Consider the following 22,716-nt stretch of genomic DNA (forward strand, 5'->3'; position numbering starts at 1 on the left):
GTACGGGGCGGGGGCGGGCGGCTCAGTGGGCACGGCGGCCTCCTCTCGCCGCCCGCCGGACCCCGCGGCACCGGTGCAGGCCGCTCCCGGCGCGGGTGCCGGCGGGCGCGCACTCCGCCGCACGGCCGAGCCGCAGGCGCCGGACGGGCCGCTCCCCGGCCGGCCGGGCGCACCCGGGCGCCGCAGCCCGTCCGGGCGCGGACAGCAGGCCCACCGGCCCGGGGGTGCTCCCGTCCGGCGCCGGTGCCGGTGCTGGTGCTGGTGCCGGTGCCGGTGCCGGTGCCGTGGACGCGCCCTTCCGGCGGCCGCCCCGGCGACGTCGGCGGGCGCGGGAGGCCGGGCCGGGCCGCTCACCGGGGGCCTCGCCCGCCGGAGCCTCGGGTGCCGAGGCCTCGGGTGCCGGTCCCGTGCCGTCGGCGGGCGGCGGCCGGTCGTCAGCCGGGGCCGACGCGGGCGCGTGCTGCTCGCGCCGCCGCCGCTGGGCCTCGACGGCGGCCAGCAGTGCCCCGGGCGTCATGCCGTCGTTGAGCGACTCGTAGAGCAGCTCGGCCAGCAGGTAGTCCGGGGCGAGCCGCAGGACGTGCCCGAGTACGACCCGGGCCGTCGCCGTGTCCCCGGCGACCCAGGAAGCCCAGGCCAGCAGGGTCAGCGGAGCCACCGCGCAGCTCTCGTACGGCGGCACGGCGCGCCGGGCGAGGAAGCGCCAGAGCCGCTCGGCGGGGGCCAGCTCGGCGGGCCGGGCGTACTCGACGCCTCGGTCCCGGACGATCCGGTCGCGCAGGGCGAACAGCAGGCGGGCCGTCCGGTCCGGGTCGAGCTCCCGGGCCCCGGCCGCGAACTCGGCGACGGCCTGGTCGAGCAGCCCGATGCCCTGCTCACGGGAGAACGAGCCGACGGCCGCCTCGGCCCGGACGAGCGCCTCGCGGTGGACGTCGTCCTCCGGCGGGCCGATCGGGACCAGCCCGCCGATGATCGCCTTCCGGCTGCCGCGCGGCACCAGGCCGGCGACCGTCGCGGCGGCGGCCGCCGGGCCAGGACCGGGACCGCGCCGCACCGGGTTGCCCGCCTGATCGCAGCACTCGGTGCCGCGGCAGAGGAAGGACCACCAGCGGCCGTCCGAGACGCACAGCGACTCCTTGACCACGACGCCCCGACGCCCGAAGGCCGCCCGGAGGTCGTCCGCCAGCGGCCGCAGGCCGTCCACCACCGGCGGGGCGTGCGGCGCGCCGGGATCCTGGCAGAGGTAGAGGAGCACCTGGAGCGGCCGGGTGCCGTGCCGCTCGGAGAGGGCGACCAGCAGGGCGGCCGCCTCCTCCGCGGCGGCCGGCCACTGCGCGGGCGAGTCCGGCAGATCCGCCCGGATCACCCCGGCCTGGTGCAGGTCGGGGCCCTGGAGACCGACCGCGACGATGCTGTCGTCGGGGTAGAACCCCAGGAAGTAGGGCAGCAGCTCGGCCATGTCGGCCGGACCGCGCATGACGACCGGCCGGTGCTCGGAGGCCGGGCCGAGGGACAGAATGACGTGTTCGTTGTTCATCGCGTTCATGGCCGCAAGAGTGGACGCAATCCGCGGACGACGCCGAAACCGTCTTTTTTCTGTGGATAACTCCGCCTCCGAATTTCCCTTAACTCATTCGGAGCAAGCGACACTCCCTCCGCAGGGTGGATTTTGTCCGCCGTTCAGCGGATCAGCGGATGAAATACATCCCGCCTCCCCCTCCCGCCCACCCCGGCATTCGCCGCTTGTCGGCGGTACGGGGTTACATGGACGCCATGCAGCAGCCCGAGACCCACATCACCGCCACCGCCGACCGCGCCGAGGTCCGGGCGCGGGCCGAAGCCGTCCTGCGCGAGCTCGCCGGCCCCGGCGCCGCCCTGCGCGAGGACCAGTGGACGGCCATCGAGGCCCTCGTGGTCGACCACCGCCGCGCCCTGGTCGTCCAGCGCACCGGCTGGGGGAAGTCCGCGGTCTACTTCATCGCCACCGCCCTGCTCCGGGCCCGCGGTGCCGGGCCGACGGTGATCGTCTCGCCGCTGCTCGCCCTGATGCGCAACCAGGTCGAGTCGGCGGCCCGGGCCGGAATCCACGCCCGCACCATCAACTCGGCCAACACCGACGAGTGGGACGAGGTCCAGGCCGAGGTCGCTGCCGGGAAGGTCGATGTCCTGCTGGTCAGCCCCGAGCGGCTGAACAACCCGGACTTCCGCGACCAGGTGCTGCCCAAGCTCGCCGCCTCCACCGGCCTGCTGGTGGTCGACGAGGCCCACTGCATCTCGGACTGGGGGCACGACTTCCGCCCCGACTACCGCCGGCTGCGCACCATGCTCGCGGAGCTGCCGCCCGGTGTCCCGGTGCTGGCCACCACCGCCACCGCCAACGCCCGGGTCACCGCGGACGTCGCCGAGCAGCTCGGCACCGGCACCACCGACGAGCACGCCCTGGTGCTGCGCGGGCCGCTCGACCGGGAGAGCCTCACCCTGGGCGTGCTGGCCCTGCCCGACCCGGCGCACCGGCTCGCCTGGCTGGCCGACCACCTCGACCGGCTGCCCGGCTCGGGCATCGTCTACACCCTGACGGTGGCCGCGGCCGAGGAGGTCACGGCCTTCCTGCGCGAGCGCGGCTTCCCGGTGGCCTCCTACTCCGGCCGCACCGAGGACGCCGAGCGCCGCACCGCCGAGGCCGACCTGCTGGCCAACCGGGTCAAGGCGCTGGTCGCCACCTCCGCTCTCGGCATGGGCTTCGACAAGCCCGACCTCGGTTTCGTCGTGCACCTCGGCTCGCCCGGCTCGCCGATCGCCTACTACCAGCAGGTCGGCCGGGCCGGGCGCGGCGTGGACCGGGCCGAGGTGCTGCTGCTGCCCGGGCGCGAGGACGAGGCGATCTGGCGCTACTTCGCCTCGCTGGCCTTCCCGCCGGAGGAGCAGGTGCGGCGCACCATCGACGCGCTGGCCGAGGCCGGCCGCCCGCTCTCCACGGCCGCCCTGGAGCCCCGGGTGGACCTGCGCCGGGCCCGGCTGGAGACCATGCTCAAGGTGCTCGACGTGGACGGCGCCGTCCGCCGGGTCAAGGGCGGCTGGACGGCCACCGGGCAGAGCTGGGCGTACGACACCGCCCGCTACGCCAAGGTCGCCGCCTCCCGGGAGGCGGAACAGCGGGCGATGCGCGAGTATGCGGCGGGCACCGGCTGCCGGATGGAGTTCCTGCGCCGGCAGCTGGACGACGAGCAGGCCGTGCCGTGCGGGCGGTGCGACAACTGCGCGGGGCCGCTGCACACCCCGGACGTCTCCGCCGAGACGCTGGCCGCCGCCCGGGCCGCGCTCGGCCGCCCGGGCGTGAGCTTCGAGCCGCGCCGACTCTGGCCGACCGGGATGGACGCGCTCGGGGTGCCGCTCAAGGGGCGGATCCCGGCGGGCGAGCAGGCCGAGACCGGCCGGGCGCTTGGCCGGCTGTCCGACATCGGCTGGGGCAACCGGCTGCGCACCCTGCTCGCCGAGCAGGCGCCGGACGTGCCGGTGCCCGGCGAGGCGGTGGACGCGCTGGTGGCGGTCCTCGCCGACTGGGCCCGCGGTCCGGGCGGCTGGGCCGGGCCGGCGACGGCGGAGGGCGCACGGCTGGAGCGGCCGGTCGGCGTGGTGACCATGGCCTCCTCGACCCGCCCCCAGCTGGTCGGCAGCCTCGGCGCGCGGATCGCCGAGATCGGACGGCTGCCGCTGCTCGGCCGGATCGAGTACGCCGGCGGGCTGCCGCCGCACGGGGCCCGCAGCAACAGCGCCCAACGGCTGCACTCGCTGGCCGGGGCGCTGGTCCTGCCGCCGGAGGTGGAGCAGGCGGTGGCGGCGGCCGCCGGGCCGGTGCTGCTGGTGGACGACCTCGTCGACTCGGGCTGGACGGTCACCGTGGCCGCCCGGCTGCTGCGCCGGGCCGGGGCGGGCGCGGTGCTGCCGCTGGTACTGGCCGTGCAGGGGTGACGGGGCGGCAGAAGGCCGTCGAGGGAACAACGGCCTTCACTCGAATGGCCTAACGAAAAGGATCAAGCCAAGCGATTTCGATCACACCGGTCGACGGACGCGGGAAAGGAGTGGTCACCATGCCGACGACGGCTCACCTCGCACTTCGAGCGTCACGGATCAAGACGCTGCGGCATCCCGACCGCGCCCGGGCGACAGTGGAACATATCCGGCAGACCATGGGCTATCGGATGGCGTTCATCATTTCATCGTTGCCGCTCCACCCCCGATGCCCCGAGAATTGGGAGGTACCCGAAACTCGGTCCGCCGGACCCACGCTTCGGCGTACCCAGGCACCCGTCTGCCCACGGGTCAGGAAGGAGGATCGTGATCAACGGTATCGACCGAGGTCCACATCCCCTCTCCCGGAGTTCGGTGCCCAGACGGGTGCTGGACCTGGAGACCTGGGCCGCCTCGGGGATCCCGTTGCTGCGCGACCCCCGCGAGTTCGTCCTGGAGCTGCACCAGCGCCACCTGCCCCAGCCGGGCACGGTCGTGGTCGGCGTCCTGGACGCGCTCCACCACCTGGCCGCCTCGGCCTCCTTCATCCCCTGGCCGCGCGACACCGACGGCTGGCAGCACCGGAACGCCCTGCTGACGCACCTGCGCCGGATCCTCCCGCACGACCTGCGGCTGCCCGAGCCGACCCGCACCGCCGTGCTGCTGCGCTGCCGCGACGGCGCGCCCGGCTGGACGGAGCAGGACGGCGCCTGGATGTGGGCGCTGCGGGACGCGGCCGGGCTGCACGGGCTGCGCTGCGGCGCGTACCTCGGGCTCACCCCGGCGGGCTGGCAGGTCCTCGAGGACGGGCGGAGCGGACGAAATCCGCATGCGGGTTCGTGGACGGACAGGCCGGTGCACACCGTGACGGAGCTGCCGCCCCGCTCGGTGCTCGACGCCCCGCACGGCCAGCGCACCCGCCGGCCGGCGGTGGAAGAAGCCGAACACGGAGGCGACGCTCAGCGCTCCCCGCAGTCCGAGCCCCCGTGGATCCCGGCGCGGGCCGCGACGGCCGAGCCGACCCGCCGTACCGGAACCCGCTGACCCCGCCGAACCCGCCGGACGTACGGTCACCGAGCACGGATCGATCCGACGGGACCACCGGCGCCCGGGTCCGACGGGCACCGAGCGTGCAGGCCCCGCCGGGCACCGAGCGGGCAGGTCCGATGCCCCGGCATCGCCTGCCGCCGGAGGGGCTCCGGACGGGCTCCGGAGCCGCGCCCGCCCGCCCGCCCGTCCCGGGACGGATTTCGGGCCCGGCACCGTACGGCACCGGGCCCGGAACGGAAGGGCTGCGGTCAGACGTGGACGGGGTGCCCGGGCGCGGCTGCGGCAGCCCCGGCGGTCGTCGGGCCGGCCTCGCCGCAGACCACCAGCAGGGCACTGGCGCGGCCGAGCGCCTCGGTGTACGCCTCGGCGGCCAGGGCGGGCGTTCCGCCGTTGACCACCAGGACGACCACCTCGCGGTGGACCGGACGGGTCAGCGCGGCGTCCGCGTAGAACACGTCCCCGCCGTCGGCGAGCTGCGCCCAGTAGCGCTCCTCGCCGAAGGACAGCTCGTGCCGCTGCCAGGGGTGTGCCTCGCCGACCGTCAGCACCAGGATGTCACCCGGGTCGCGGCCGGAGTCCAGCAGCTGGTCGATCGCGTCGTCGGCGCGCTCCACGGCCTGGGCCGGGGTGGCGGCGATCCGCCGGACCTCCACCTGCGGCGCGGTGGCGGCCGGGCGGCGCGGCGCCGGACCGGGCTTGGGGATCAGCCCCGGCGGACCGGGCCGGGCGGCGCGCGGCGGGGCCGGGCGCGGAGGCGCCGAGCGGGGGCCGGGCACCGCAGCCGGGGTGGCGACGGTGGTGGGTGCGGTGGCGGGTGCGCCGCCGGTGGCAGGCGCGTGGAGGGCTTGTGCGTCCGACTCGCGGGGGAAGGGAACGCCGGGGCCCGGGAGGCTCTCGTGAATCTCCGGCTCCTCGGGGAAGACAGGCATACCCGGATATCTATCAAATGCCGGTCGAACGCGCACGGGCGCCCCACCCTTTGGGCACCGAACACCCACGGCCCCGCCCCGGGCAATTCCAGACGGACTGTCAGAAACCGAGCGTCAACTGTTCGTCGGCGGATCCCCGAGCCTCGCCCGTGCCTTCCCGAACGCGCTTGAGGTGACGCCACTTCGACAGTCCGTCCATGTACGCCCAGGAGAGCCGGTGGTGCTCGGTGGGGCCGAGTTCCTCCAGCGCGGCACGGTGCACCGGGGACGGGTAGCCGGCGTTGTCGGCGAAGCCGTAGTCCGGGCACCCCTCGCCCAGTTCGCCCATCAGGCCGTCGCGGTGGACCTTGGCGAGCACCGAGGCGGCGGCGACGCAGACGCAGGACTGGTCGCCCTTGATCACCGTGCGTACCCGCCAGGGGCCGCCGAGGTAGTCGTGCTTGCCGTCGAGGATCACCGCGTCGGGCTCGACCGGCAGCGCCTCCAGCGCGCGGACGGCGGCCAGTCGCAGCGCCGCCGTCATGCCGAGCTCGTCACACTCCTGCGGTGAGGCCTGCCCGAGGGCGTACGCGGTGACCCAGTCGGCGAGGACCGGGGCGAGGGCACGGCGACGCAGTTCGGTGAGCAGCTTGGAGTCGGTCAGCCCGTCCGGCGCCTTGCGCAGGCCGGTGACGGCCGCGCCCACCGTGACCGGTCCGGCCCAGGCGCCGCGCCCGACCTCGTCCAGGCCGACGACGATCCTGGCGCCGGCCCGGCGGAGCGAGCGTTCGACGGAGTGCGTCGGCGGGACGATGGGCATGGCGGCTTCCGTTCAACTGGGGCAGCCTCCAGCCTAAGCCCGCCCTACGGCCGCCGGATCCGCCGCCCTCGCTGCGGGAAGGCCCCCGGCAGCCACGCCCGCACATGACCGAGCATGACCGAGCACGCCCGGGCCCGCCCTCAGACGCGGATCATCGGCTGCAGCACCTCGTCCACCAGCCTGACGGCGAAGTCCGGCCCCAGGTCCCGGAATCCGCGGATCTTGGCCTGGTAGAGCAGCATCGCCGGGATGACGTCGGCCACGAGCGGGGTTGCCGCGCCGGGCCGCACGTCCCCGCGCTCGGCGCCGCGGCGAAGGATCTCCAGGATGGTCTGCGTGGTCGGCTCGATGACCCGGTCGTTGATGAAGCCCTTGAAGACCTCGGCCCGCTCCTGGTCGATCTCGGCCATCAGCGCATGGAGGGCGGCGCCCGCCCGGGAGGTCAACGCGGCCGTGAACGCCTCGATGAGCTGCAGGAGTTCGTCGCGGGCGGACCCGAGGTCGGGGGTGTCGTAAGGGCGTGGAAGAGTGGCGTCCAGGGCGTCGATGACGAGTTCGTCCTTGGACGCCCAGCGCCGGTAGAGCGCGGCCTTCCCGGTCCGCGCCGCGCCGGCGACCCCTTCCATCGTCAGCCGCGCGTATCCGCCGGAGGTGAGCTGGTCGAGCGCGGCCTCGAAGATCGCGTTCTCCAGCTCTTTCCCCCGCCGCCTCCCGGGCCGCGCCAGGGCCTGCTGGGCGGCCCGCACCCGGCAGAGGGCCGGCTCCGCACCCCGGCCCGGAGCAACCGCACCCGCCTCGATGCCCGAGGCACCCGAGGCACCCGAGACGCCGGAGACGCCGCCCGGGTCGCCGGGGCCGCCGCCCGGGGCACCGGAGCCGCCGCCCGAGGCGCCCGTGGACCGCCCCGGCGACCGACCGGACCGGTCCGCCACCAGTCGCCGCACCAACCGTTCCATCGCCACCATCCTTAAGGAACGCTTGCGTTCACAATCCAGCCCAGGATATCGTCCGGATTAGTGAACGATCCCGTTCCTTCCCGGTCTGCGCAAGGGCGCAGCGCCGCATCCGGACACCGGCGGCCCGCCGAGTCCAGAGCACCACGCACATAGCCAGCAGGGGGCACATTCGTGGCTGTCACCGACACGCTCAGCAAGACCTCACCACCGCCCGGCGCGAAGGGGCACGGCAAGGGCATCACCCTGGCCGTCATCGCGGCCACCCAGCTCATGGTGGTGCTCGACGCGACCATCGTGAACATCGCGCTTCCGCAGATCAAGGACGCCCTGAACTTCTCGACCACCGACCTGTCGTGGGTCATCAACGCCTACACCCTGACCTTCGGCGGGCTGCTGCTGCTGGGCGGTCGCGCGGGTGACATCCTCGGCCGCCGCCGGGTGTTCATCTTCGGCACCCTGCTGTTCGGCCTGGCCTCGCTGCTCGGCGGTTTCGCGCAGGACAGCGGCCTGCTGCTGGCCGCCCGCGCGCTCCAGGGCATCGGTGGCGCGATCTGTTCACCGACGGCCTTCGCTCTGATCGCCACCAACTTCGAGGAAGGGCCGGAACGCAACAAGGCGTTCGGCGTGTTCTCGGCGGTGGCCGGCTCGGGCGCCGCGATCGGCCTGCTGGCCGGCGGTCTGCTCACCGAGTACCTGAACTGGCGCTGGGTGTTCTTCGTCAACGTGCCGATCGCGATCCTGATCGCGATCGCCGCGCCGCGCTACATCGCCGAGTCCGAGCGCCACCCGGGCCGCTTCGACCTGCCCGGCGCGTTCACCTCGACGCTGGGCCTGGTCGGCCTGGTCTACGGGTTCATCCGGGCCGCCTCGGACGGCTGGTCGGACAGTGTCACGCTCGGCTCCTTCGCGGCCGGCGCGATCCTGCTGGCCGCCTTCCTCGTGGTCGAGCGCCGCACCGACCAGCCGATCACCCCGATGCACCTGTTCGCCAACCGCAACCGCACCGGCGGCCTGGTGATGATGCTCTGCCTGGCCGCGGCCATGTTCGGCATCTTCTTCTACGTGGTGCTGTTCGTGCAGGGCCCGCTCGGCTACAGCCCGCTGATGGCAGGCGTGTCCTTCCTCCCGATCAGCGTCTCGATCATCATCGCCGCGCAGATCGCGTCCAACTTCCAGGCCAAGTACGGCCCGAAGCCGTTCATGGCGGGCGGCGCGCTGCTGGTCACCATCGGCCTCAGCTGGCTGACCCAGATGGGCAAGGACAGCGGCTACCTGGACGGGGTGCTCGGCCCCACGGTGATATTCGGCTTCGGCATGGGCCTGATCTTCGTCCCGGTGATGCTGCTCGCCGTCGCGGGCGTGCCGGGCGAGGAGACCGGCGCCGCCTCCGGCCTGCTCAACTCGATGCAGCAGATCGGCGGTTCGCTCGGCCTGTCGATCCTGACCACGGTCTTCGCGCACTACGCCACGGCCGAGGCCGCCACGCAGCTGCCGAAGTTCATGCAGAGCGCGAGCCCGGATCAGCTGGCCTACCTGCAGCAGCACCACGAGTTCCCGCCGCGCACGGACGCCGCCAACACCGTCCTCGCCCATGGCATTTCGCACGGCTTCATCGTGGGCGCGGCGCTCGCGGCGGTCGCCCTGGTGGTCGCGGTCTTCGTGATCAAGGCCAAGGCCAGTGACCTGCCGAGCGGCGACTCAGCCCCCGTCGCGATGCACTGACCCGAGATGCACTGACCCCGGGATGCAATGACCCCGGGATGCAATGACCTGGGGATGCACTGACGCCGCAAGGCGCAGACCCCGGGACGACGCCGGCACCACAGCGAGGGCCGGTCGGGAGCGGGCTGCTCTCGACCGGCCCTTGCCGCTCTCCCGAGCCGTCCCCGACTACCAGGCCGCCTCGTACGCCAACCCCGCCCGGTCGCAGGCCCCGCGGCCGACCATCGGCGAGTCCACCGGCGGCCGCTGAGCCAGGATCTGCCGGGCCCGGGCGACCGACACGCTGGTCGCGTACCAGGGCTGCGCCTCCCGGCCCAGATCCTGCCCGATCAGCTCCAGCGCACAGCTCCGCTGCGGTTCGGGCAGCCGGTCCAGGGCGGGCACCGCGTCCGCCGACAGCTGGCGGACGTTGCGCAGGTCGATGGCCGCGGTGTGCGGGTCGGCCCGCAGCGCCCGCTCGTACCGGGCGACGTTCTGGTCCGCGACGATCGCGTCCGGGCCCATCAGGCCGTACACCGCGACGGTGAGCATCCCGCTGAGGACGACGACGCGCGGCAGCCAGCCGGTGCCGCGGGTCAGCCCGGCGGTGATCAGCAGTAGGAAGACGACGCCCAGCCAGACCTCGACCACGAGCACCCAGAGCCGCAGCTGGGTCAGCCCGGAGGCGTCCACGTAGAACCACATCCGGCCGAGTGCGGAGGCGACCACGGCCAGCGCGAGCACGCAGAGCAGCCCGAGCAGGATCCGTGCCACCCGGCGGTCGGCGGCGGTGGTGCGCGGCGCCCAGCGCTTGGCGACCGCCACCACGACCAGGGTCAGCACGGTGATCACGCTCAGCTGCCAGAAGCCTTGCCGGGCGTACTCGGAGCGGCTCATCCCGGTGTTGCTCAGTACGGCGTCCGCTCCGCCGAGCACCACCACGGCCTGGACCACCGCGAAGACGCCGAACATCAGGTTGAGCGCGACCAGCGGCAGCGCCCACTCAAGCCGTCGCCGTTCGCGGCCCGGCCGGATCACCGTCCGGTCCCAGCGGCGCGGGCCGGCCGCGATCCGTGCGAAGCCCAGCGCGGTGAGCGTCCCGAGCACGAACAGCACCCCACGCGCCGGGAGTCGGCCGAGGTCGAGGTCCGGGCTGAGGTTGCCCAGCAGGTCCGCCATGGCGGCGTCGGCGCTGGCGAACAGCAGGCCGAAGACGGTCAGCAGGACGGCGGCGACCCCGAGCGCCTTGAGCACCGGGACGACCCGGCCGCGGCCGGGCAGCGGGCGGCCCTCCATGCTGATCCAGGCCCACCCCACGGCGGGCAGCAGCTGCCAGAGCAGACCGGGCAGGGCGAGCAGGACGCCCGGCCACCGGCGCCCGCCGTGCAGGGCCAGCGAGGCCAGGCCGAACGCGCCCCCGACGGCCAGCAGGGTGGGCCAGTCGGCGACCCACCAGGCTGGGACGGAGAGCAGGGCGAGGGCGAGCAGGCTCCAGGCTGCCGTCCAGGGCCGGATCCGACGGCCTGCCGCCCGGGCGGCGAAGCCGGCCCCGACGGCGGTGGCGGCGCCGCAGATCAACAGGTTGACTCCCAGACCGTCGTACAGCAGCCAGGCCGTGAGCAGGCCGCTGAGCAGGGCGGCCAGGACGACCCGGGGCGTGGCCCCCGCCCGGCGCTCGGGGTCACTGCGGCGCAGCCAGCCCGCCCCCGTCGGCCCGGGCGCGCCGGGCGACCGGCGGGAACCACCCGCGCCGTACGGACCACCCGCGCCGTACCGACCATCCTCGTGGTGCGGACCACCCGCGCCGTAGGGACCAGCCGGGCGGTACGGGTCCCAGGAGCTGTCCGGTCCGGCCGGTTCCTGCGGACCCGAGGCTTCGTGCGGCCCGTCCGGGTTCTGCGGCCCCGGCGCGGGTGGCGGATCGGCCGAGGCGGGCGTGGACAGACCGGACATGGGTCCCCCTCAGTGGTCGGTGGGCATGCGGAAGCCGCCCTCGGGACAGTCCGCCGGCGGGTGCGCTCAGCGCCGCCGTCGCTGCCGACTGTAGACCATTCTGAACGAGTTCAAAAGTTGGTTCTGAACGTGTTCAGAACCTGCTCGCCACCGGTTGCTCCCTCGACACTCCCTCGCCGCCCATCGAGAGCCCATGGAGAGCCCGTCGATGCCCCGTCGATGCCCCATCGGTGACACCCCGTGGGCTACCCCTTCACCGACCCGGCCAGCAGCCCCCGGACGAAGTACCGCTGCAAGCTGAAGAACACGATCAGCGGCACGATGATCGACAGGAACGCCCCGGCCGTCAGCAGCTCCCAGCGCCCGCCGAGGGAGCCCGACAGCTGGGCCAGCCGCACCGTCATCGGCGCCACCTCCGGCGTGCCGCCCGCGAAGGTCAGTGCGACCAGCAGGTCGTTCCAGACCCACAGGAACTGGAAGATCGCGAACGAGGCCAGCGCCGGGGCGCTCAGCGGCAGCACGATCGAGCGGAAGATCTTGAAGTGCGACGCGCCGTCCACCACCGCCGCCTCCATCAGGTCGCGCGGCAGCTGGGCGATGAAGTTGTGCAGCAGGAACACCGCGAGCGGCATCGCGAACATGGTGTGCGCCAGCCAGACCGGCGCGTAACTGCCCTTCAGGTCCACCGCCGGGATCAGCGTCAGTGAGCCCAGGTGCGCGCCGCTCGAGAACAGCCGCAACAGCGGGATCAGCGCCATCTGGAGCGGCACCACCTGGAGCGCGAACACGGTGAAGAACACCGCATCGCTCCCCCGGAACCGCACCCAGGCCAGCGCGTAGGCCGCCATCGCCGCGAGCACCAGCGGGAAGACGGTCGCCGGGACGCTGATCGCCAGCGAGTTCACCATGAACGGCACCAGGCCCGTGGAGGCGCCGGAACCGCCCTCGAACAGCACCGAGTGGTAGTTGCCGAGGCCGAAGTCCGGGTGGAGGAGGGCGGTCCACCAGCCGCTGGAGGTCACGTCCTGCTTGGGCCGCAGCGAGGTCACCAGCAGGCCCAGCGTCGGGATCGTCCAGAGCACCGTCATCGCGATCACGAACACCGAGGCCAGCGGGCTGCCGAAGGCCTTGCGGACCGGATTACCGGGACCGCCCGCCACCTTCGGGGACCCACCGGCCACCTTGGGGGACCCGCCCGCCACCTTCGGGGCCCCGTTCGGGACGGAGGTCTTCCGCAGCGAGATCTTCCGCATCGGGGTCACCGCACCTCACGTTCCTTCCGCAGCTGGACGATGTTGTAAGCCACCAACGGCAGCACCGCGAGGAAGAGGATCACCGCGAGGGCACTGCCCCGCCCCGCGTTGAACTGCACGAAGGACTGCGAGTACATCTCGTTGGCGAGCACCTGGGTGCCGAAGTTGCCGCCGGTCATGGTGCGGACGATGTCGAAGGCCTTCAGGGTGATGATCATGACGGTGGTCAGCACCACCATCACCGTGGTGCGGATCATCGGCACGGTGACGTACCAGAACAGGCTTACCCCGCTCGCGCCGTCCAGCCGGGCCGCCTCCACCACCTCGTCCGGGATCGCCTTGATCGCCGCCGACAGCACCACCATCGCGAAGCCGGTCTGCACCCAGACCAGCACCGCCATCAGCAGGAAGGTGTTCAGCGGCTGCGAGAGCATCCAGTTCGGCGGGTCGTCCCAGCCCACCGCGACGGCGAGTCGGCTGAGCAGACCGATCTGCGCCTGCCCGGGCCCACGCGACTCGTAGACGAACTTGAAGATGATCGAGGCGCCGACCAGCGAGATCGCCATCGGCATGAAGATCAGCGACTTGTACACCGACTGGCCGCGCATCCGGTCCACCAGCAGCGCCAGCACCAGCCCCAGCCCGGTCGCCGCCAGCGGTGCGACCACCAGCCACAGCAGGGTGTTGAGCAGGACCGTCTGCACCGAGTCGGTGGTGAGGGCCCATCCGAAGTTCTCGCCGCCGACGAAGCGGGTGCCGTCGTCGTTCTGCAGGCTCAGGTAGACCGTGCGGATCAGCGGCACCACCAGGCCGACCGCCAGCAGCAGCACCGCCGGGCCGAGGAACACCGCGACGGCCAACGGACGGGCCAGTCGGCCGCGGGCCCGGCCGGCGGCCAGGAAGACCACCAGCAGGATGCCGAGGAATCCCGCGACGGCGCCGAAGGTGTTGCCGAACTTGACCGCCGCGTCGCCCCAGGAGCCGACCGCCAGTCTCTCGGTGGCCAGCTTGGTGGCCAACTCGGTGGCCACCGCGGCGGCGGGTGACGGGGATCCGGATACGGACATGGCTGCGCGTCCCTTCGGGTGCGGTGGGAAGGGGAGTGCGGTGCGGTGGGAAGGGGAGTGCCGGTGGAAAGGGGGGTGCCGGCGGGAGGAGGGTCAGGCGGGAGGAGGGGCGGGCGGTGCGGGTGGGTGGCCCCGCACCGCCCTCGACAGGTGGTCCTGGTGTGCCCGAACTTGCGTGGGGCCGGGGCGGCCCGGCTACTGCGGCCAGGCGGCGTCGATGTCGGCGGCGGTCTTCTGGATCGACTGTCCCTCGGCGAACCAGGCGGTCAGCGACTTCCACTCCTGCCCGGCGCCGACCGCGGCCGGCATCAGGTCGGAGCCGTCGAAGCGGAAGGTGGCCGCCGGGTCGGTCAGCGCCTCGGCCGACAGCTTGTCGATCGGGTCGGTGTACAGGCTCTTGTCCACGCCCTGGTTGGCCGAGACCCAGCCGGTCGCGGTCTTCACCCGGCTGCTCGCCCAGTCCGAGCTGGACAGGTAGTTCTGCACCGCCTGCACCTCGGGCCGGCTCGCGAAGGCGGCCAGGAACTCGCCGCCGCCCTCGACCGGGTTGGCGACGGACGGGTTGACCGCGGGCAGGTGGAAGGCGAAGACGTCCCCGTCCGGGCCCACCTTGGTGCCCTTGGGCCACTGCGCCTCGTAGAACGAGGCCTGCTGCAGCATCATGCACTTGCCGCTCAGGACCGGCGTGCCCGCGTCCTGGAAGGTGGTGGTGGCGATCGACTTCACGTCGCCGAAGCCCGCGTTGGTCCAGGCCGGGTTCTGCATCCAGTCGGCGACCGTCTTCATCGCCGTGGTGATCTTCTCGTCGGAGAACTTCACCTGGTGGCCGACCCACTGGTCGTACACCTCGCCGCCGTAGCTGCCCAGCACCACCTCCTCCAGCCAGTCGGTGGCCGGCCAGCCGGTGGCCGTGCCGGAGGCGATGCCGCCGCACCACGGCTTGGGGCCGCCCGCCTTGGCGATCTTGTCACTGAGCGCCATCAGGTCCGCCCAGGTCTTCGGCGCCTCGTAGCCGGCCGCCGTGAAGGCCTTCGGCGAGTACCAGACCAGCGACTTCATGTTGGCGCTCATCGGGGCCGCGTAGAAGGTGCCGTTGACCGAGCCGTAGGTCTTCCAGATCGGGCTCCACTTGTCCTGGTTGGCGACGGTCTGGGCGGGCGGCTTCACCACCTTGCCGCTCTTGACCATCTGCGCCAGCAGGCCCGGCTGCGGGACGATCGCGAAGTCCGGGGCGTTGCCGCCGGCCACCCGGACGGGGAGTTGCGACTCGAAGTCGTTCGACCCCTCGTAGCTGATCTTGATCCCGGTGCACTTGCTGAACTCGGACCAGGACTTCTCCAGGTTGTCCGACTCCGGGCTCAGGATGGAGGCGAACATCGTCACGGTCGTGCCCGAATGCCCGGCGTACTGCTGGTACTTGGCGCAGTCGCCGGACAGCGACTGGGTCGCGCCGCCTCCGCCGTCACCCGAACCGCCGGAGCTGTTGGAGCAGGCCGCGGTCAGCGCCAGTGCCGCCGCCAGGACGGGTACGGCTGCCAGACGGCGGCGGTGACGCGGTTGCGGCGCGGTCGGGTCGGTGGTGGTCAATGCGGTCTCCTCGCCAGGGCGTGCTGCCGACGGTGGCTGAACGACATTGCGCTGTACCGGAGATGGGTCTGAGGGGATCACGGGCGGACGGCGGCCGGACTGATCGAAGACGTTAACGCAGCAGCCGCCCTCCGCCAAGGTCCACGTTCGACCTTCACAAGCCGGTGTCCCGACTGTGACCCACAACCAGGCGTTTCCCGGACCGCCCCCACCAGAAGTCGAAGACCCCGCCCGGAAACCCGGACGGGGCCCATGTCGTGACGCTACGTCAGAACAGCCGGATCGGCAGCTCCAGCAGACTGTTCACCACCAGTGACGGGCTCGGTCGCAGCTCGGCGTCCGACACCGCGAGCGACAGCTTCGGGAACCGCGCGAACAGCGCCGGCAGCGCGACCCCCGCCTCCAGCCGGGCCAACGGCGAGCCCGGGCACACGTGCGGGCCGTGACCGAAGGACAGGTGCCGGCTCGGGTCCCGGGTGATGTCGAACAGCTCCGCCGTCACCCCGTGCTGCAACGGGTCCCGGCCGATCGCGTTGTACGAGACCAGCACCGGCTCGCCCGCCGGGATCACCGCGTCGCCCACCGGGATGTCCGCGGCGGTGAAGCGGAACAGGAAGTTGCTGGTCGGCGGCGTCCAGCGGAGCGACTCCTCCACCGCCGCGTCCCAGGACACCTGCCCCGAACGCACCAGCTCCAGCTGGTCCGGGTGCGCCAGCAGCGCCCGCACCGCATTGCCGATCAGGTTCACCGTGGTCTCGTGGCCGGCCGCGATGATCACCCGCAGGGTGGCCGCCGCCTCCGCGTCGGTCAGCGCCCCGCCCTCGGTGTCGGCCGCCAGCAGCACGCTCGCCAGGTCCTCACCCGGGGCCGAACGACGCTGCGCCACCAGGTCGTTGACGAAGGCGTTCAGCCCGGCGATGGTCGCCTGGATGCCCGCCGGGTCCGGCTTGATGCCGAAGAACCGCTCGTACAGGTCGCGCAGCACGCCGTGGTCCGACTCCGGCACGCCCAGCAGCGAGCAGATCACCGTCATCGGCAGCGGGAAGGCGAAGGCCGCCTTCAGGTCGACCTCCGGCTCACCCGCCGCCAGGCCGTCCAGCAGCGCGCGGGTGATCTCCTCGACGCGCGGGCGCATCAGCTCCACCCGGCGCGGGGTGAAGGCCTGCGCGACCAGCGCGCGCAGCCGGCGGTGCTCGGCGCCGTCCGTGGTCACCATGCTCGGACCGGGCACCGCCAGGCCGATCAGCGGCCAGGTCCTCGACACCTCACCGCGCTGGTAGGCCCCCCAGTGCGCGGCGTCCTTCACCAGCCGGGCGTCCGTCAGCAGCTCGCGCGCCGCCGCGTGCCGGGTCACCGCCCAGGCGGCCACGCCGCCCGGCAGCTCGACCGGCACCACCGGGCCGGCGGCGCGCAGCAGCGCGCCCTCGGCCGCGCTGTCACGGGCCAGCGGGTCGAGGACGATCGGGGCCTGGGCAGCGGTCATCGGCAACTCTCCTTCGGAGGACGGGCATCGACGGTATCGGTGCGTGTCGACGGGTTTCGCCGGTTCTCGACGGCGACGGGGCTAGACGGGCAACGGGTCAGGCCGGGCACGGGTCAGGCCGGGCACGGTTCAGGCCGGGTGGCCCGGGGTGAACGAGACCGGCAGCGCCACCAGCCCGCGCACCCACGCCGACGGCCGCCACACCAGCGCGTGCTCGGCCACCGCCAGCCGCAGGTCCGGCAGCCGGTCCAGCAGCACCTCGATCGCGGTGGTCGCGATCACCTCCGCCGCTTCCTGGGCCGGGAACGGGCAGCCGTGCTCGCCGTACGAGTAGCTCATGTGCGCCCGGTTGCCCTCGGCCGGACGGCCGTCGGCCTGCCGCACCGACGGGTCCGCGTTCGCCCCGGCGAAGCCCAGCAGCACCATGTCGCCCGCGCCGATCCGCTGGCCGCCCAGCTGGGTGTCCCGGACCGCCCAGCGCCCGGCGAAGATCTGCGTCGGGGTGTCCTCCCAGAGCGCCTCGTTCAGCGCCTGGCTGATGCTGCGCCGACCGCCCGCCAGCGAGGCGGCGAACCGCTCGTCGGTGAGCATCAGCCGCAGCGCGTTGGAGATCCAGTACGAGGACGGCTGGTGGCCGGCGATCAGCAGCACCCGCAGGTCGCGCATCACCTCGTCGTGGCTCAGCCCGGCCTCGTGCGCCAGCATCCGCGAGGCCACGTCGGCGCCCGGGAACTCGGCCTTCTCCTCGACCAGGGCGAGCATCAGCTCCAGCAGCCGCTGGGCACCGGCCGGCGCGTCCGGGCCGCCGTCCAGCATCGCCAGCAGCGCCGCGATCAGCTGCGGCGCCTGCTCCTCGTCCAGGCCGAACACCCGGCACAGCACCAGCAGCGGCATCCGGTGCGCGTACTCGGCGACCAGGTCCGCCTCGCCGCGGCCGGCGAACTCGTCGATCAGCCGGTCGGCGACCTCCTCGGAGTGCTTGCGCAGCTCGTACGGGTCGATCCCGGCCAGCGCGTCGGTGACCGCGCTCGAACGCCGCACGTGCTCCTCGCCCTCGGCGTACAGGATCGAGGGGACGGGCGCCATCATCGGCTTCAGCGGCCAGTCGGCGGGCAGCGTCTCCCAGGCGTGCCAGCGGCTGGAGTCCCGGCCGAACACCTGCGGCTGACCGGTCACCAGCTGCAGCTCGCGGTAGCCGATGACCAGCCAGGCGGGCACGCCGCCGGCCAGCTCGACCGGGGCGACCGGACCGTGCGCGGCGCGCAGCTCGCGGTAGAGCTGGGCCGGGTCGGTCTGGAAGCGCGGCCCGTACAGCGGCGTGGCGCCGGCGTGCGCCGGGCAGCCCGGGGGCGGGGTGGCGGCGGGCTCGGTCACGGGGTGCTCTCCTCGTACATCGCGGTGGGGGCCGCTGCCGGGGCGGCAGCCTCTTCGGAGCCGGGGGCCGGGGCGGCCGCAGCCACAGTCACAGCCGCGGCGTCCCTGGCCGGGTCCACCCCGTCGGCTCCATCGGCTCCGTCGGCTCCGGCCAGGTCGGCCCGGTCGGCCCCGGCCAGGGCCGCCAGGTGGTGGACCAGTTCGATCAGCACCCGCTTGCCGGACTCGCGGTCGCGCGCGTCGCAGTCCACCAGCGGCACCTCGGCCGGCAGGTCCAGCGCCTCGCGGACCTGCTCCAGAGTGTGGGTCGGCTCGCCGAAGTTGTTGCGGGCCACGATGAACGGGGTGCCGTGGTGCTCCAGCCGGTCGATCGCGTGCCAGGACTCCTCCAGCCGCCGGGTGTCCACCAGGACGACCGCGCCCAGCGCGCCGCTGAACAGCCGGTCCCAGAGGAACCAGAAGCGCTCCTGCCCTGGCGCGCCGAACAGGTACAGCACCTGCCGCGCGGAGAGGGTGATCCGGCCGAAGTCGAAGGCGACCGTGGTGGAGCGCTTGCCCCAGGCGCCGGCCGGGTCGATGCCCTCCCCCGCCCGGGTCATCACCTCCTCGGTGTTCAGCGGGCGGATCTCGCTGACCGAGCCGACCAGCGTGGTCTTGCCCACGCCGAAGCCGCCGACCACGACGATCTTCAGCGCGTTGTCGGCGGTCGCCCGCAGCGGGGTGCGCTCGGCGGCGGGCCGGACGTCAGAGCCGTTGGAGGCCATGCAGCACCTGCTTCAGCGTGTCGAGGTCGGGCAGCCGGGCCTTGTTCGGCGCGAACCGGGGGTGGCGGGCGGTGATCCCCCCGGACTCCAGCAGGTCGCCGAGCAGGATCTTCACCACCGAGACGGGCAGCGCCAGCTCCGCCGCCACCTCCACGACGGCGGTCGGGGCCTCGCACATCCGCAGGATCCGGACGTGCTCCGACTGCATCCCGGGCGTCGGCTGCCGCTCGGCGACGATCAGGGTGACCAGGTCGAAGGCGTTCTCCGGGGCGCGGCTGCGGCCCTTGGTGATGGTGTAGAGGCGGTCCGGGTCGTCGTCACGGCCCGGCAGCACCGGCCCGTCGGTCATATCCCCGCGCCCTCCGGTGTGGCGGCGCTCCCGCCCGTCGCCCCGTCCTCCGCGCTGCGGGCCGGTGCGCTGAGGTGGACGCCGATCTGCTCGATCAGGCCGTGCATGTTGTGGCCGACCACGCCGACGTCCGCGTCGTCGTCCGTGACCACTGCGAGGTGCGCTCCCTCACCGGCGGCCACGATGCACAGGATGCCGCCGTGGAACTCGGTCATCGACTGCCGGACGCCGCCGCTGCCGTCACCGAACTCGATCGAGGCGCCGTGCGCCAGGCTCTGCAGACCGGACGCGATCGCGGCCAGTTGGTCGGCCTGGTCGGTGCTCAGCCCGGCGGTGTGGCAGAGCTTGAGGCCGTCGGCGGAGAGAACCAGGGCGTGCCGGGTGCCGGGGGTTGCCGCCAGCAGGTTTTCCAACAGCCAGTCGAGGTCGCGGTCGGGGGCGCTGCTCATCAGGTGTCCTTCTCGGTGACGGGGGAAGCGTCGGGCGGGGTGTCGGTACCGGTGACGGTGCCGGTGTCCGTGGTCGGCGTCGCGGTGGAGCGCTGCTCGCCCTCCATCGGACGGGCGGCGGCCCGGCGGAACGCGCCGAACCGGGCGGCCGCGCTCACCGCGTCGGCGCGGACGGGCTTCGCGGTCCGGTCCGACGCCGGGGCGGTGGTCAGCGTCTGCCCGCGCCGGCGCTGCGGCAGGCCGCTGTCGGTCATCCGGGCGGGCGCGGGCGGCAGGGGGGCGGCGGTGAGCGGGGCGGGTGCGGCCGGGGCGGTGAGCGCGGTCGGCGCGGCGGGCGCCGGCGGCAGGGGCGTGGGGGCCGGACGTGCGGGCGCCGGGCGTGCCGGAGTGAGCGCGGGGCGCGCGGACTCCACGGTCGGCGCCTGCGTCGGGACGGCGGCCGGGGCGGGCGCCGGGGCCGGGTGCGACACCAGCTGCTGCGGGATCAGCATCACCACGCCCGTACCGCCGCGCGCGGACGGCCGGAAGGAGACCTGCAGCCCGTGCTTGCGCGCCAGCACGCCGACCACCGCGAGCCCCAGCCGGGTACCGGCGGAGAGCGTGGTGAGGTCCAGCGGCTCGGCGGAGACGGCCCGTTCGGCCCGGCGCAGCCAGCCGTCGCCCAGGCCGAGGCCGCTGTCCTCGACGGTGACCACCAGTCCGGCGGGCACCTCCTCGACGTAGACGTGCACCTCGGCCGGCGGGGCGGAGAAGTTGGTGGCGTTGTCCAGCAGCTCGGCCAGCGCGTGCATGACACCCTCGGCGGCGTACCCGACCACCGCGGCGGTGCTGGCGTTGTGCAGCCGTACCCGCTGGTAGGCACCGATCCGGCCGAGCGCGCCGCGCAGCACCGACTCCACCGCGATCGGCTTGGCCCAGCGGCGGCCCGAGCGGGCACCGGTCAGCACCGCGATGCTGTCGGCCATCCGACCCGCCTGGGCGGTCGAGTGATCCAGGCTCAGCAGGTCGCCGAGGACCTCCTCGTCGTGCCGGTGCTGCATCTCGCGCAGCTCGGCGTGCATGCTCGTGGCCAGCGCCTGGACCCGCCCGGCGGCGGTCGCGCAGACCGCGAGCGCGGCGGCCCGCAGCCGCTCGCCCCGGCCGATCTCCTCACCCACGGCGCGCAGCAGCGCGTACTGCGGGTGCTTGCGGTGGGCGGCCAGCGCGCTGTCCACGGCCGCGCCCCCGCGCAGCTTCTTCACCACCTCGGGCACGACGCCCTCGGCGATCAGGTCCAGCTCGGCGCGCTCGGACTCGGCCCGCGCCCGCTCCGCCTCCAGGCCGGCCCGCTCGGCGTCGAGCTCGGCGCGCACCCGGTCCAGCTCGGCGTGCGCGGCGGCGACGTCCCCCTCGGCGCGGGCCTGCCCGGCACGGGCGGCGTCCCGCTCGGCCTCGGCGGCGGTGGCCCGCCCCTTGGCCGCCGTCTCGGCCTGCCGGGCGGAGCCGGCCACGACCAGCGCCGTCATCGTCTCCCGGTGCTGCTCCGCCACGTCCTCGGCGAGCCTGCGGGAGCGCTCGGCGCCGGTCGCCGCGAGGCCGACGGCGATCAGCCAGAGGACGGCGACGGCGCCCACGGCGAGGGCGGTGAGCGGCTGGTGCGCGCTCAGGGCCCGGGTGACGCCGACCGGTGCGGCGACCAGCGCCAGCAGGACGGCGGCCGCGGTCAGGGCGACGGTGCGCGGCGCGGGTCGTCGGCGCGGCCGGCCGTCGGGGCTGGTGGCTTCTCTCATCGGGGCGGTCCTCGGCAACGTCGGCGGGCGGCGGCACGGCGGCGAATCGGCGACGGTCGCGACCGCCGACAGCTGGGTGGGGCGCATACCAGACCGCCCGGCGACGTCATCAAACGTCTCCGGGCGGCTGATCGGTTCACGCTTTCGGCCGATCATATCGATTCAGACATTGCCCTCAAGTGGCCAGTTGACGGGCAGTCTCCTTCATCCACGTCCCTTACACCGATTGGCGACGCAACCCCCGCACGACCGAGCGGCCAGGTTCACACCCTGGACTTCACGGCCGGGGTCCGCAGCCGGGGGGCCACCTCCGGGGGTTCGCAGCCGGAGGTTCACAGCCCGGGGCTCAACCCGACGTCCGCTCGATCGCCTCCCGGACGGCCTTCGGGTCCAGTCCGTGGTCGACGATCACCCGCACCGCCGGCCCCTCCCCCTCGCGGAGCACGCCCAGCAGCAGGTGCCCGACCCCGATCTCTCCCGACTTCAGCCGCAGCGCCTCCCGCAGCGAAAGCTCCAGGGCCTTCTTCGCCCGGGGGCTGAACGGCAGCCTCCCCGGCCCGGGCGCGGAGGCCGCGGCGGACCGGAACCAGCCGCGGCGCTTCCCCTCCTCCTCGGACGGGGCATCCAGCGCCCCTTCGCCGAACACCGACTCGACGGCCTCCCGGACGGCGTCCAGGTCGACCCCGATGGAGGCCAGCACCGCGGCGTCGTCCTTCTCGACGGACAGCCGCCGCACGGCTCGCAGCACGGTGTCGTGGTCCAGCCCGGACTCGACCAGCACGGCCGCCGACGGCTCCTCCGGCTGCGCCAGGATCGCCAGGAGCAGGTGCTCGGTGCCGATGTGGCCGTGCCGCAGCGCGCGTGCCTCCAGCTGGGCCCCGACCACCGCCTGTCGCGCCGGCTCGGTGAATCGCTCGAACATCCCTCAGCCTCCGTCCTCGTCCTTGCCGGCTCCCGTACCGGTTCCGCGCCGGGCGTACTTCTTGTGCACGGCCTGCCGGGTCACCCCGAGACAGACCGCGATGTCCTGCCAGGACCAGCCCTGCGACCGGGCGTTGCCCACCTGCAGGGTCTCCAGGCGGTCCGCCAGATCGCGCAGGGCGCGGACCGCCCGGAGCCCCACGGCCGGGTCACGGCTGCTCGCCGCGGCCGCGAGTTCTCCGCTCTCGCTCATGCTGTCAACTTTGGTTGACACCCGCGCCGATGTCAACCCCGGTTGACAGTC

General features: G+C 73.7%; 19 protein-coding genes. 3 read left to right on the forward strand and 16 right to left on the reverse strand.

The window, feature by feature from the left end; genetic code table 11:
- Positions 1-22: 22 nt before the first annotated feature.
- A complete protein-coding gene (locus ACZ52R_RS28920) occupies positions 23-1,546 on the reverse strand; it encodes a DUF4192 domain-containing protein (RefSeq protein WP_465754420.1) in 1,524 nt (507 codons plus the stop codon).
- 227 nt (positions 1,547-1,773) lie between these two features.
- Between ACZ52R_RS28920 and ACZ52R_RS28925 the strand changes: the two genes are divergently transcribed.
- Together ACZ52R_RS28925 and ACZ52R_RS28930 are read left to right on the forward strand one after the other, a co-directional pair.
- Positions 1,774-3,969, forward strand: a complete 2,196-nt coding sequence (locus ACZ52R_RS28925) for a RecQ family ATP-dependent DNA helicase (RefSeq protein ID WP_465754421.1) — start codon at positions 1,774-1,776, stop codon at positions 3,967-3,969.
- Positions 3,970-4,347: 378 nt separating this feature from the next.
- Positions 4,348-5,052, forward strand: a complete 705-nt coding sequence (locus ACZ52R_RS28930) for a hypothetical protein (protein WP_465754436.1) — start codon at positions 4,348-4,350, stop codon at positions 5,050-5,052.
- Between the two features lie 254 nt (positions 5,053-5,306).
- Here the strand turns inward: ACZ52R_RS28930 and ACZ52R_RS28935 are convergent, their stop codons facing one another.
- The 3 genes from ACZ52R_RS28935 to ACZ52R_RS28945 all read right to left on the reverse strand — a co-directional run bounded on the left by ACZ52R_RS28935 (position 5,307) and on the right by ACZ52R_RS28945 (position 7,742).
- Positions 5,307-5,987, reverse strand: coding sequence for a hypothetical protein (locus ACZ52R_RS28935; RefSeq protein WP_465664878.1), 681 nt, complete (start codon positions 5,985-5,987; stop codon positions 5,307-5,309).
- A gap of 100 nt (positions 5,988-6,087) precedes the next feature.
- Positions 6,088-6,786 carry a ribonuclease HII gene (locus ACZ52R_RS28940; protein WP_465623170.1) on the reverse strand — a complete coding sequence of 233 codons (699 nt, stop codon included), beginning with the start codon at positions 6,784-6,786 and terminating at the stop codon, positions 6,088-6,090.
- Positions 6,787-6,926: 140 nt separating this feature from the next.
- Positions 6,927-7,742, reverse strand: a complete 816-nt coding sequence (locus ACZ52R_RS28945; protein ID WP_465754422.1) for a TetR/AcrR family transcriptional regulator — start codon at positions 7,740-7,742, stop codon at positions 6,927-6,929.
- 171 nt (positions 7,743-7,913) lie between these two features.
- On the opposite strand from ACZ52R_RS28945, the gene ACZ52R_RS28950 reads away from it, so the two are divergent.
- Positions 7,914-9,464 (forward strand): MFS transporter, encoded by a 1,551-nt coding sequence (locus ACZ52R_RS28950; RefSeq protein ID WP_360505953.1) that lies wholly within the window; start codon positions 7,914-7,916, stop codon positions 9,462-9,464.
- Positions 9,465-9,632: 168 nt separating this feature from the next.
- Here ACZ52R_RS28950 and ACZ52R_RS28955 read toward each other — a convergent pair whose 3' ends face one another.
- The 12 genes from ACZ52R_RS28955 to ACZ52R_RS29010 all read right to left on the reverse strand — a co-directional run bounded on the left by ACZ52R_RS28955 (position 9,633) and on the right by ACZ52R_RS29010 (position 22,665).
- Positions 9,633-11,396 carry a DUF4153 domain-containing protein gene (locus tag ACZ52R_RS28955; RefSeq protein WP_465754423.1) on the reverse strand — a complete coding sequence of 588 codons (1,764 nt, stop codon included), beginning with the start codon at positions 11,394-11,396 and terminating at the stop codon, positions 9,633-9,635.
- A gap of 245 nt (positions 11,397-11,641) precedes the next feature.
- Positions 11,642-12,649: a carbohydrate ABC transporter permease gene (locus tag ACZ52R_RS28960; RefSeq protein WP_465623247.1), complete on the reverse strand. Its 1,008-nt coding sequence runs from the start codon at positions 12,647-12,649 to the stop codon at positions 11,642-11,644.
- Positions 12,650-12,654: 5 nt separating this feature from the next.
- Positions 12,655-13,716, reverse strand: a complete 1,062-nt coding sequence (locus ACZ52R_RS28965) for a carbohydrate ABC transporter permease (protein WP_465754424.1) — start codon at positions 13,714-13,716, stop codon at positions 12,655-12,657.
- A gap of 195 nt (positions 13,717-13,911) precedes the next feature.
- Positions 13,912-15,303, reverse strand: a complete 1,392-nt coding sequence (locus ACZ52R_RS28970) for an ABC transporter substrate-binding protein (RefSeq protein ID WP_465664763.1) — start codon at positions 15,301-15,303, stop codon at positions 13,912-13,914.
- Positions 15,304-15,571: 268 nt separating this feature from the next.
- Positions 15,572-16,786 (reverse strand): cytochrome P450 family protein, encoded by a 1,215-nt coding sequence (locus ACZ52R_RS28975; RefSeq protein ID WP_360505232.1) that lies wholly within the window; start codon positions 16,784-16,786, stop codon positions 15,572-15,574.
- 129 nt (positions 16,787-16,915) lie between these two features.
- On the reverse strand, positions 16,916-18,160 hold the full coding sequence (locus tag ACZ52R_RS28980) for a cytochrome P450 (protein ID WP_465664765.1): 1,245 nt from the start codon (positions 18,158-18,160) through the stop codon (positions 16,916-16,918).
- Positions 18,157-18,924, reverse strand: a complete 768-nt coding sequence (locus ACZ52R_RS28985; RefSeq protein ID WP_465754425.1) for a GTP-binding protein — start codon at positions 18,922-18,924, stop codon at positions 18,157-18,159. Before ACZ52R_RS28985 ends, ACZ52R_RS28980 begins: the two co-directional genes overlap by 4 nt.
- Complete coding sequence (locus ACZ52R_RS28990) at positions 18,905-19,273, reverse strand: DUF742 domain-containing protein (protein WP_360505226.1); 369 nt, start codon at positions 19,271-19,273, stop codon at positions 18,905-18,907. Before ACZ52R_RS28990 ends, ACZ52R_RS28985 begins: the two co-directional genes overlap by 20 nt.
- Positions 19,270-19,722 carry a roadblock/LC7 domain-containing protein gene (locus ACZ52R_RS28995; RefSeq protein ID WP_360505225.1) on the reverse strand — a complete coding sequence of 151 codons (453 nt, stop codon included), beginning with the start codon at positions 19,720-19,722 and terminating at the stop codon, positions 19,270-19,272. The genes ACZ52R_RS28990 and ACZ52R_RS28995 overlap by 4 nt, the downstream gene beginning before the upstream one ends.
- The gene (locus ACZ52R_RS29000; protein WP_465754426.1) at positions 19,722-21,491 is read right to left on the reverse strand and encodes a sensor histidine kinase; all 1,770 of its coding nucleotides are present in this window, start codon (positions 21,489-21,491) and stop codon (positions 19,722-19,724) included. Before ACZ52R_RS29000 ends, ACZ52R_RS28995 begins: the two co-directional genes overlap by 1 nt.
- A 346-nt stretch (positions 21,492-21,837) precedes the next feature.
- On the reverse strand, positions 21,838-22,413 hold the full coding sequence (locus ACZ52R_RS29005) for a Clp protease N-terminal domain-containing protein (protein WP_465664768.1): 576 nt from the start codon (positions 22,411-22,413) through the stop codon (positions 21,838-21,840).
- 3 nt (positions 22,414-22,416) lie between these two features.
- Positions 22,417-22,665 (reverse strand): RNA polymerase subunit sigma-70, encoded by a 249-nt coding sequence (locus ACZ52R_RS29010; protein ID WP_465623185.1) that lies wholly within the window; start codon positions 22,663-22,665, stop codon positions 22,417-22,419.
- Positions 22,666-22,716: the final 51 nt, after the last annotated feature.

The organism is Kitasatospora sp. NPDC034023 (genome assembly GCF_055575795.1).

Bases quoted from the DNA above. Each gene is read 5' to 3' on its own strand.
- ACZ52R_RS28975 (WP_360505232.1), bottom strand. From the start codon at position 16,786: ATGACCGCTGCCCAGGCCCCGATCGTCCTCGACCCGCTGGCCCGTGAC.
- ACZ52R_RS28935 (WP_465664878.1), bottom strand. From the start codon at position 5,987: ATGCCTGTCTTCCCCGAGGAGCCGGAGATTCACGAGAGCCTCCCGGGC.
- ACZ52R_RS28990 (WP_360505226.1), bottom strand. From the start codon at position 19,273: ATGACCGACGGGCCGGTGCTGCCGGGCCGTGACGACGACCCGGACCGC.
- ACZ52R_RS28995 (WP_360505225.1), bottom strand. From the start codon at position 19,722: ATGAGCAGCGCCCCCGACCGCGACCTCGACTGGCTGTTGGAAAACCTG.
- ACZ52R_RS28925 (WP_465754421.1), top strand. From the start codon at position 1,774: ATGCAGCAGCCCGAGACCCACATCACCGCCACCGCCGACCGCGCCGAG.
- ACZ52R_RS28955 (WP_465754423.1), bottom strand. From the start codon at position 11,396: ATGTCCGGTCTGTCCACGCCCGCCTCGGCCGATCCGCCACCCGCGCCG.
- ACZ52R_RS29000 (WP_465754426.1), bottom strand. From the start codon at position 21,491: ATGAGAGAAGCCACCAGCCCCGACGGCCGGCCGCGCCGACGACCCGCG.
- ACZ52R_RS28960 (WP_465623247.1), bottom strand. From the start codon at position 12,649: ATGCGGAAGATCTCGCTGCGGAAGACCTCCGTCCCGAACGGGGCCCCG.
- ACZ52R_RS28920 (WP_465754420.1), bottom strand. From the start codon at position 1,546: ATGAACGCGATGAACAACGAACACGTCATTCTGTCCCTCGGCCCGGCC.
- ACZ52R_RS28965 (WP_465754424.1), bottom strand. From the start codon at position 13,716: ATGTCCGTATCCGGATCCCCGTCACCCGCCGCCGCGGTGGCCACCGAG.
- ACZ52R_RS28985 (WP_465754425.1), bottom strand. From the start codon at position 18,924: ATGGCCTCCAACGGCTCTGACGTCCGGCCCGCCGCCGAGCGCACCCCG.
- ACZ52R_RS28940 (WP_465623170.1), bottom strand. From the start codon at position 6,786: ATGCCCATCGTCCCGCCGACGCACTCCGTCGAACGCTCGCTCCGCCGG.
- ACZ52R_RS29010 (WP_465623185.1), bottom strand. From the start codon at position 22,665: ATGAGCGAGAGCGGAGAACTCGCGGCCGCGGCGAGCAGCCGTGACCCG.
- ACZ52R_RS29005 (WP_465664768.1), bottom strand. From the start codon at position 22,413: ATGTTCGAGCGATTCACCGAGCCGGCGCGACAGGCGGTGGTCGGGGCC.
- ACZ52R_RS28945 (WP_465754422.1), bottom strand. From the start codon at position 7,742: ATGGAACGGTTGGTGCGGCGACTGGTGGCGGACCGGTCCGGTCGGTCG.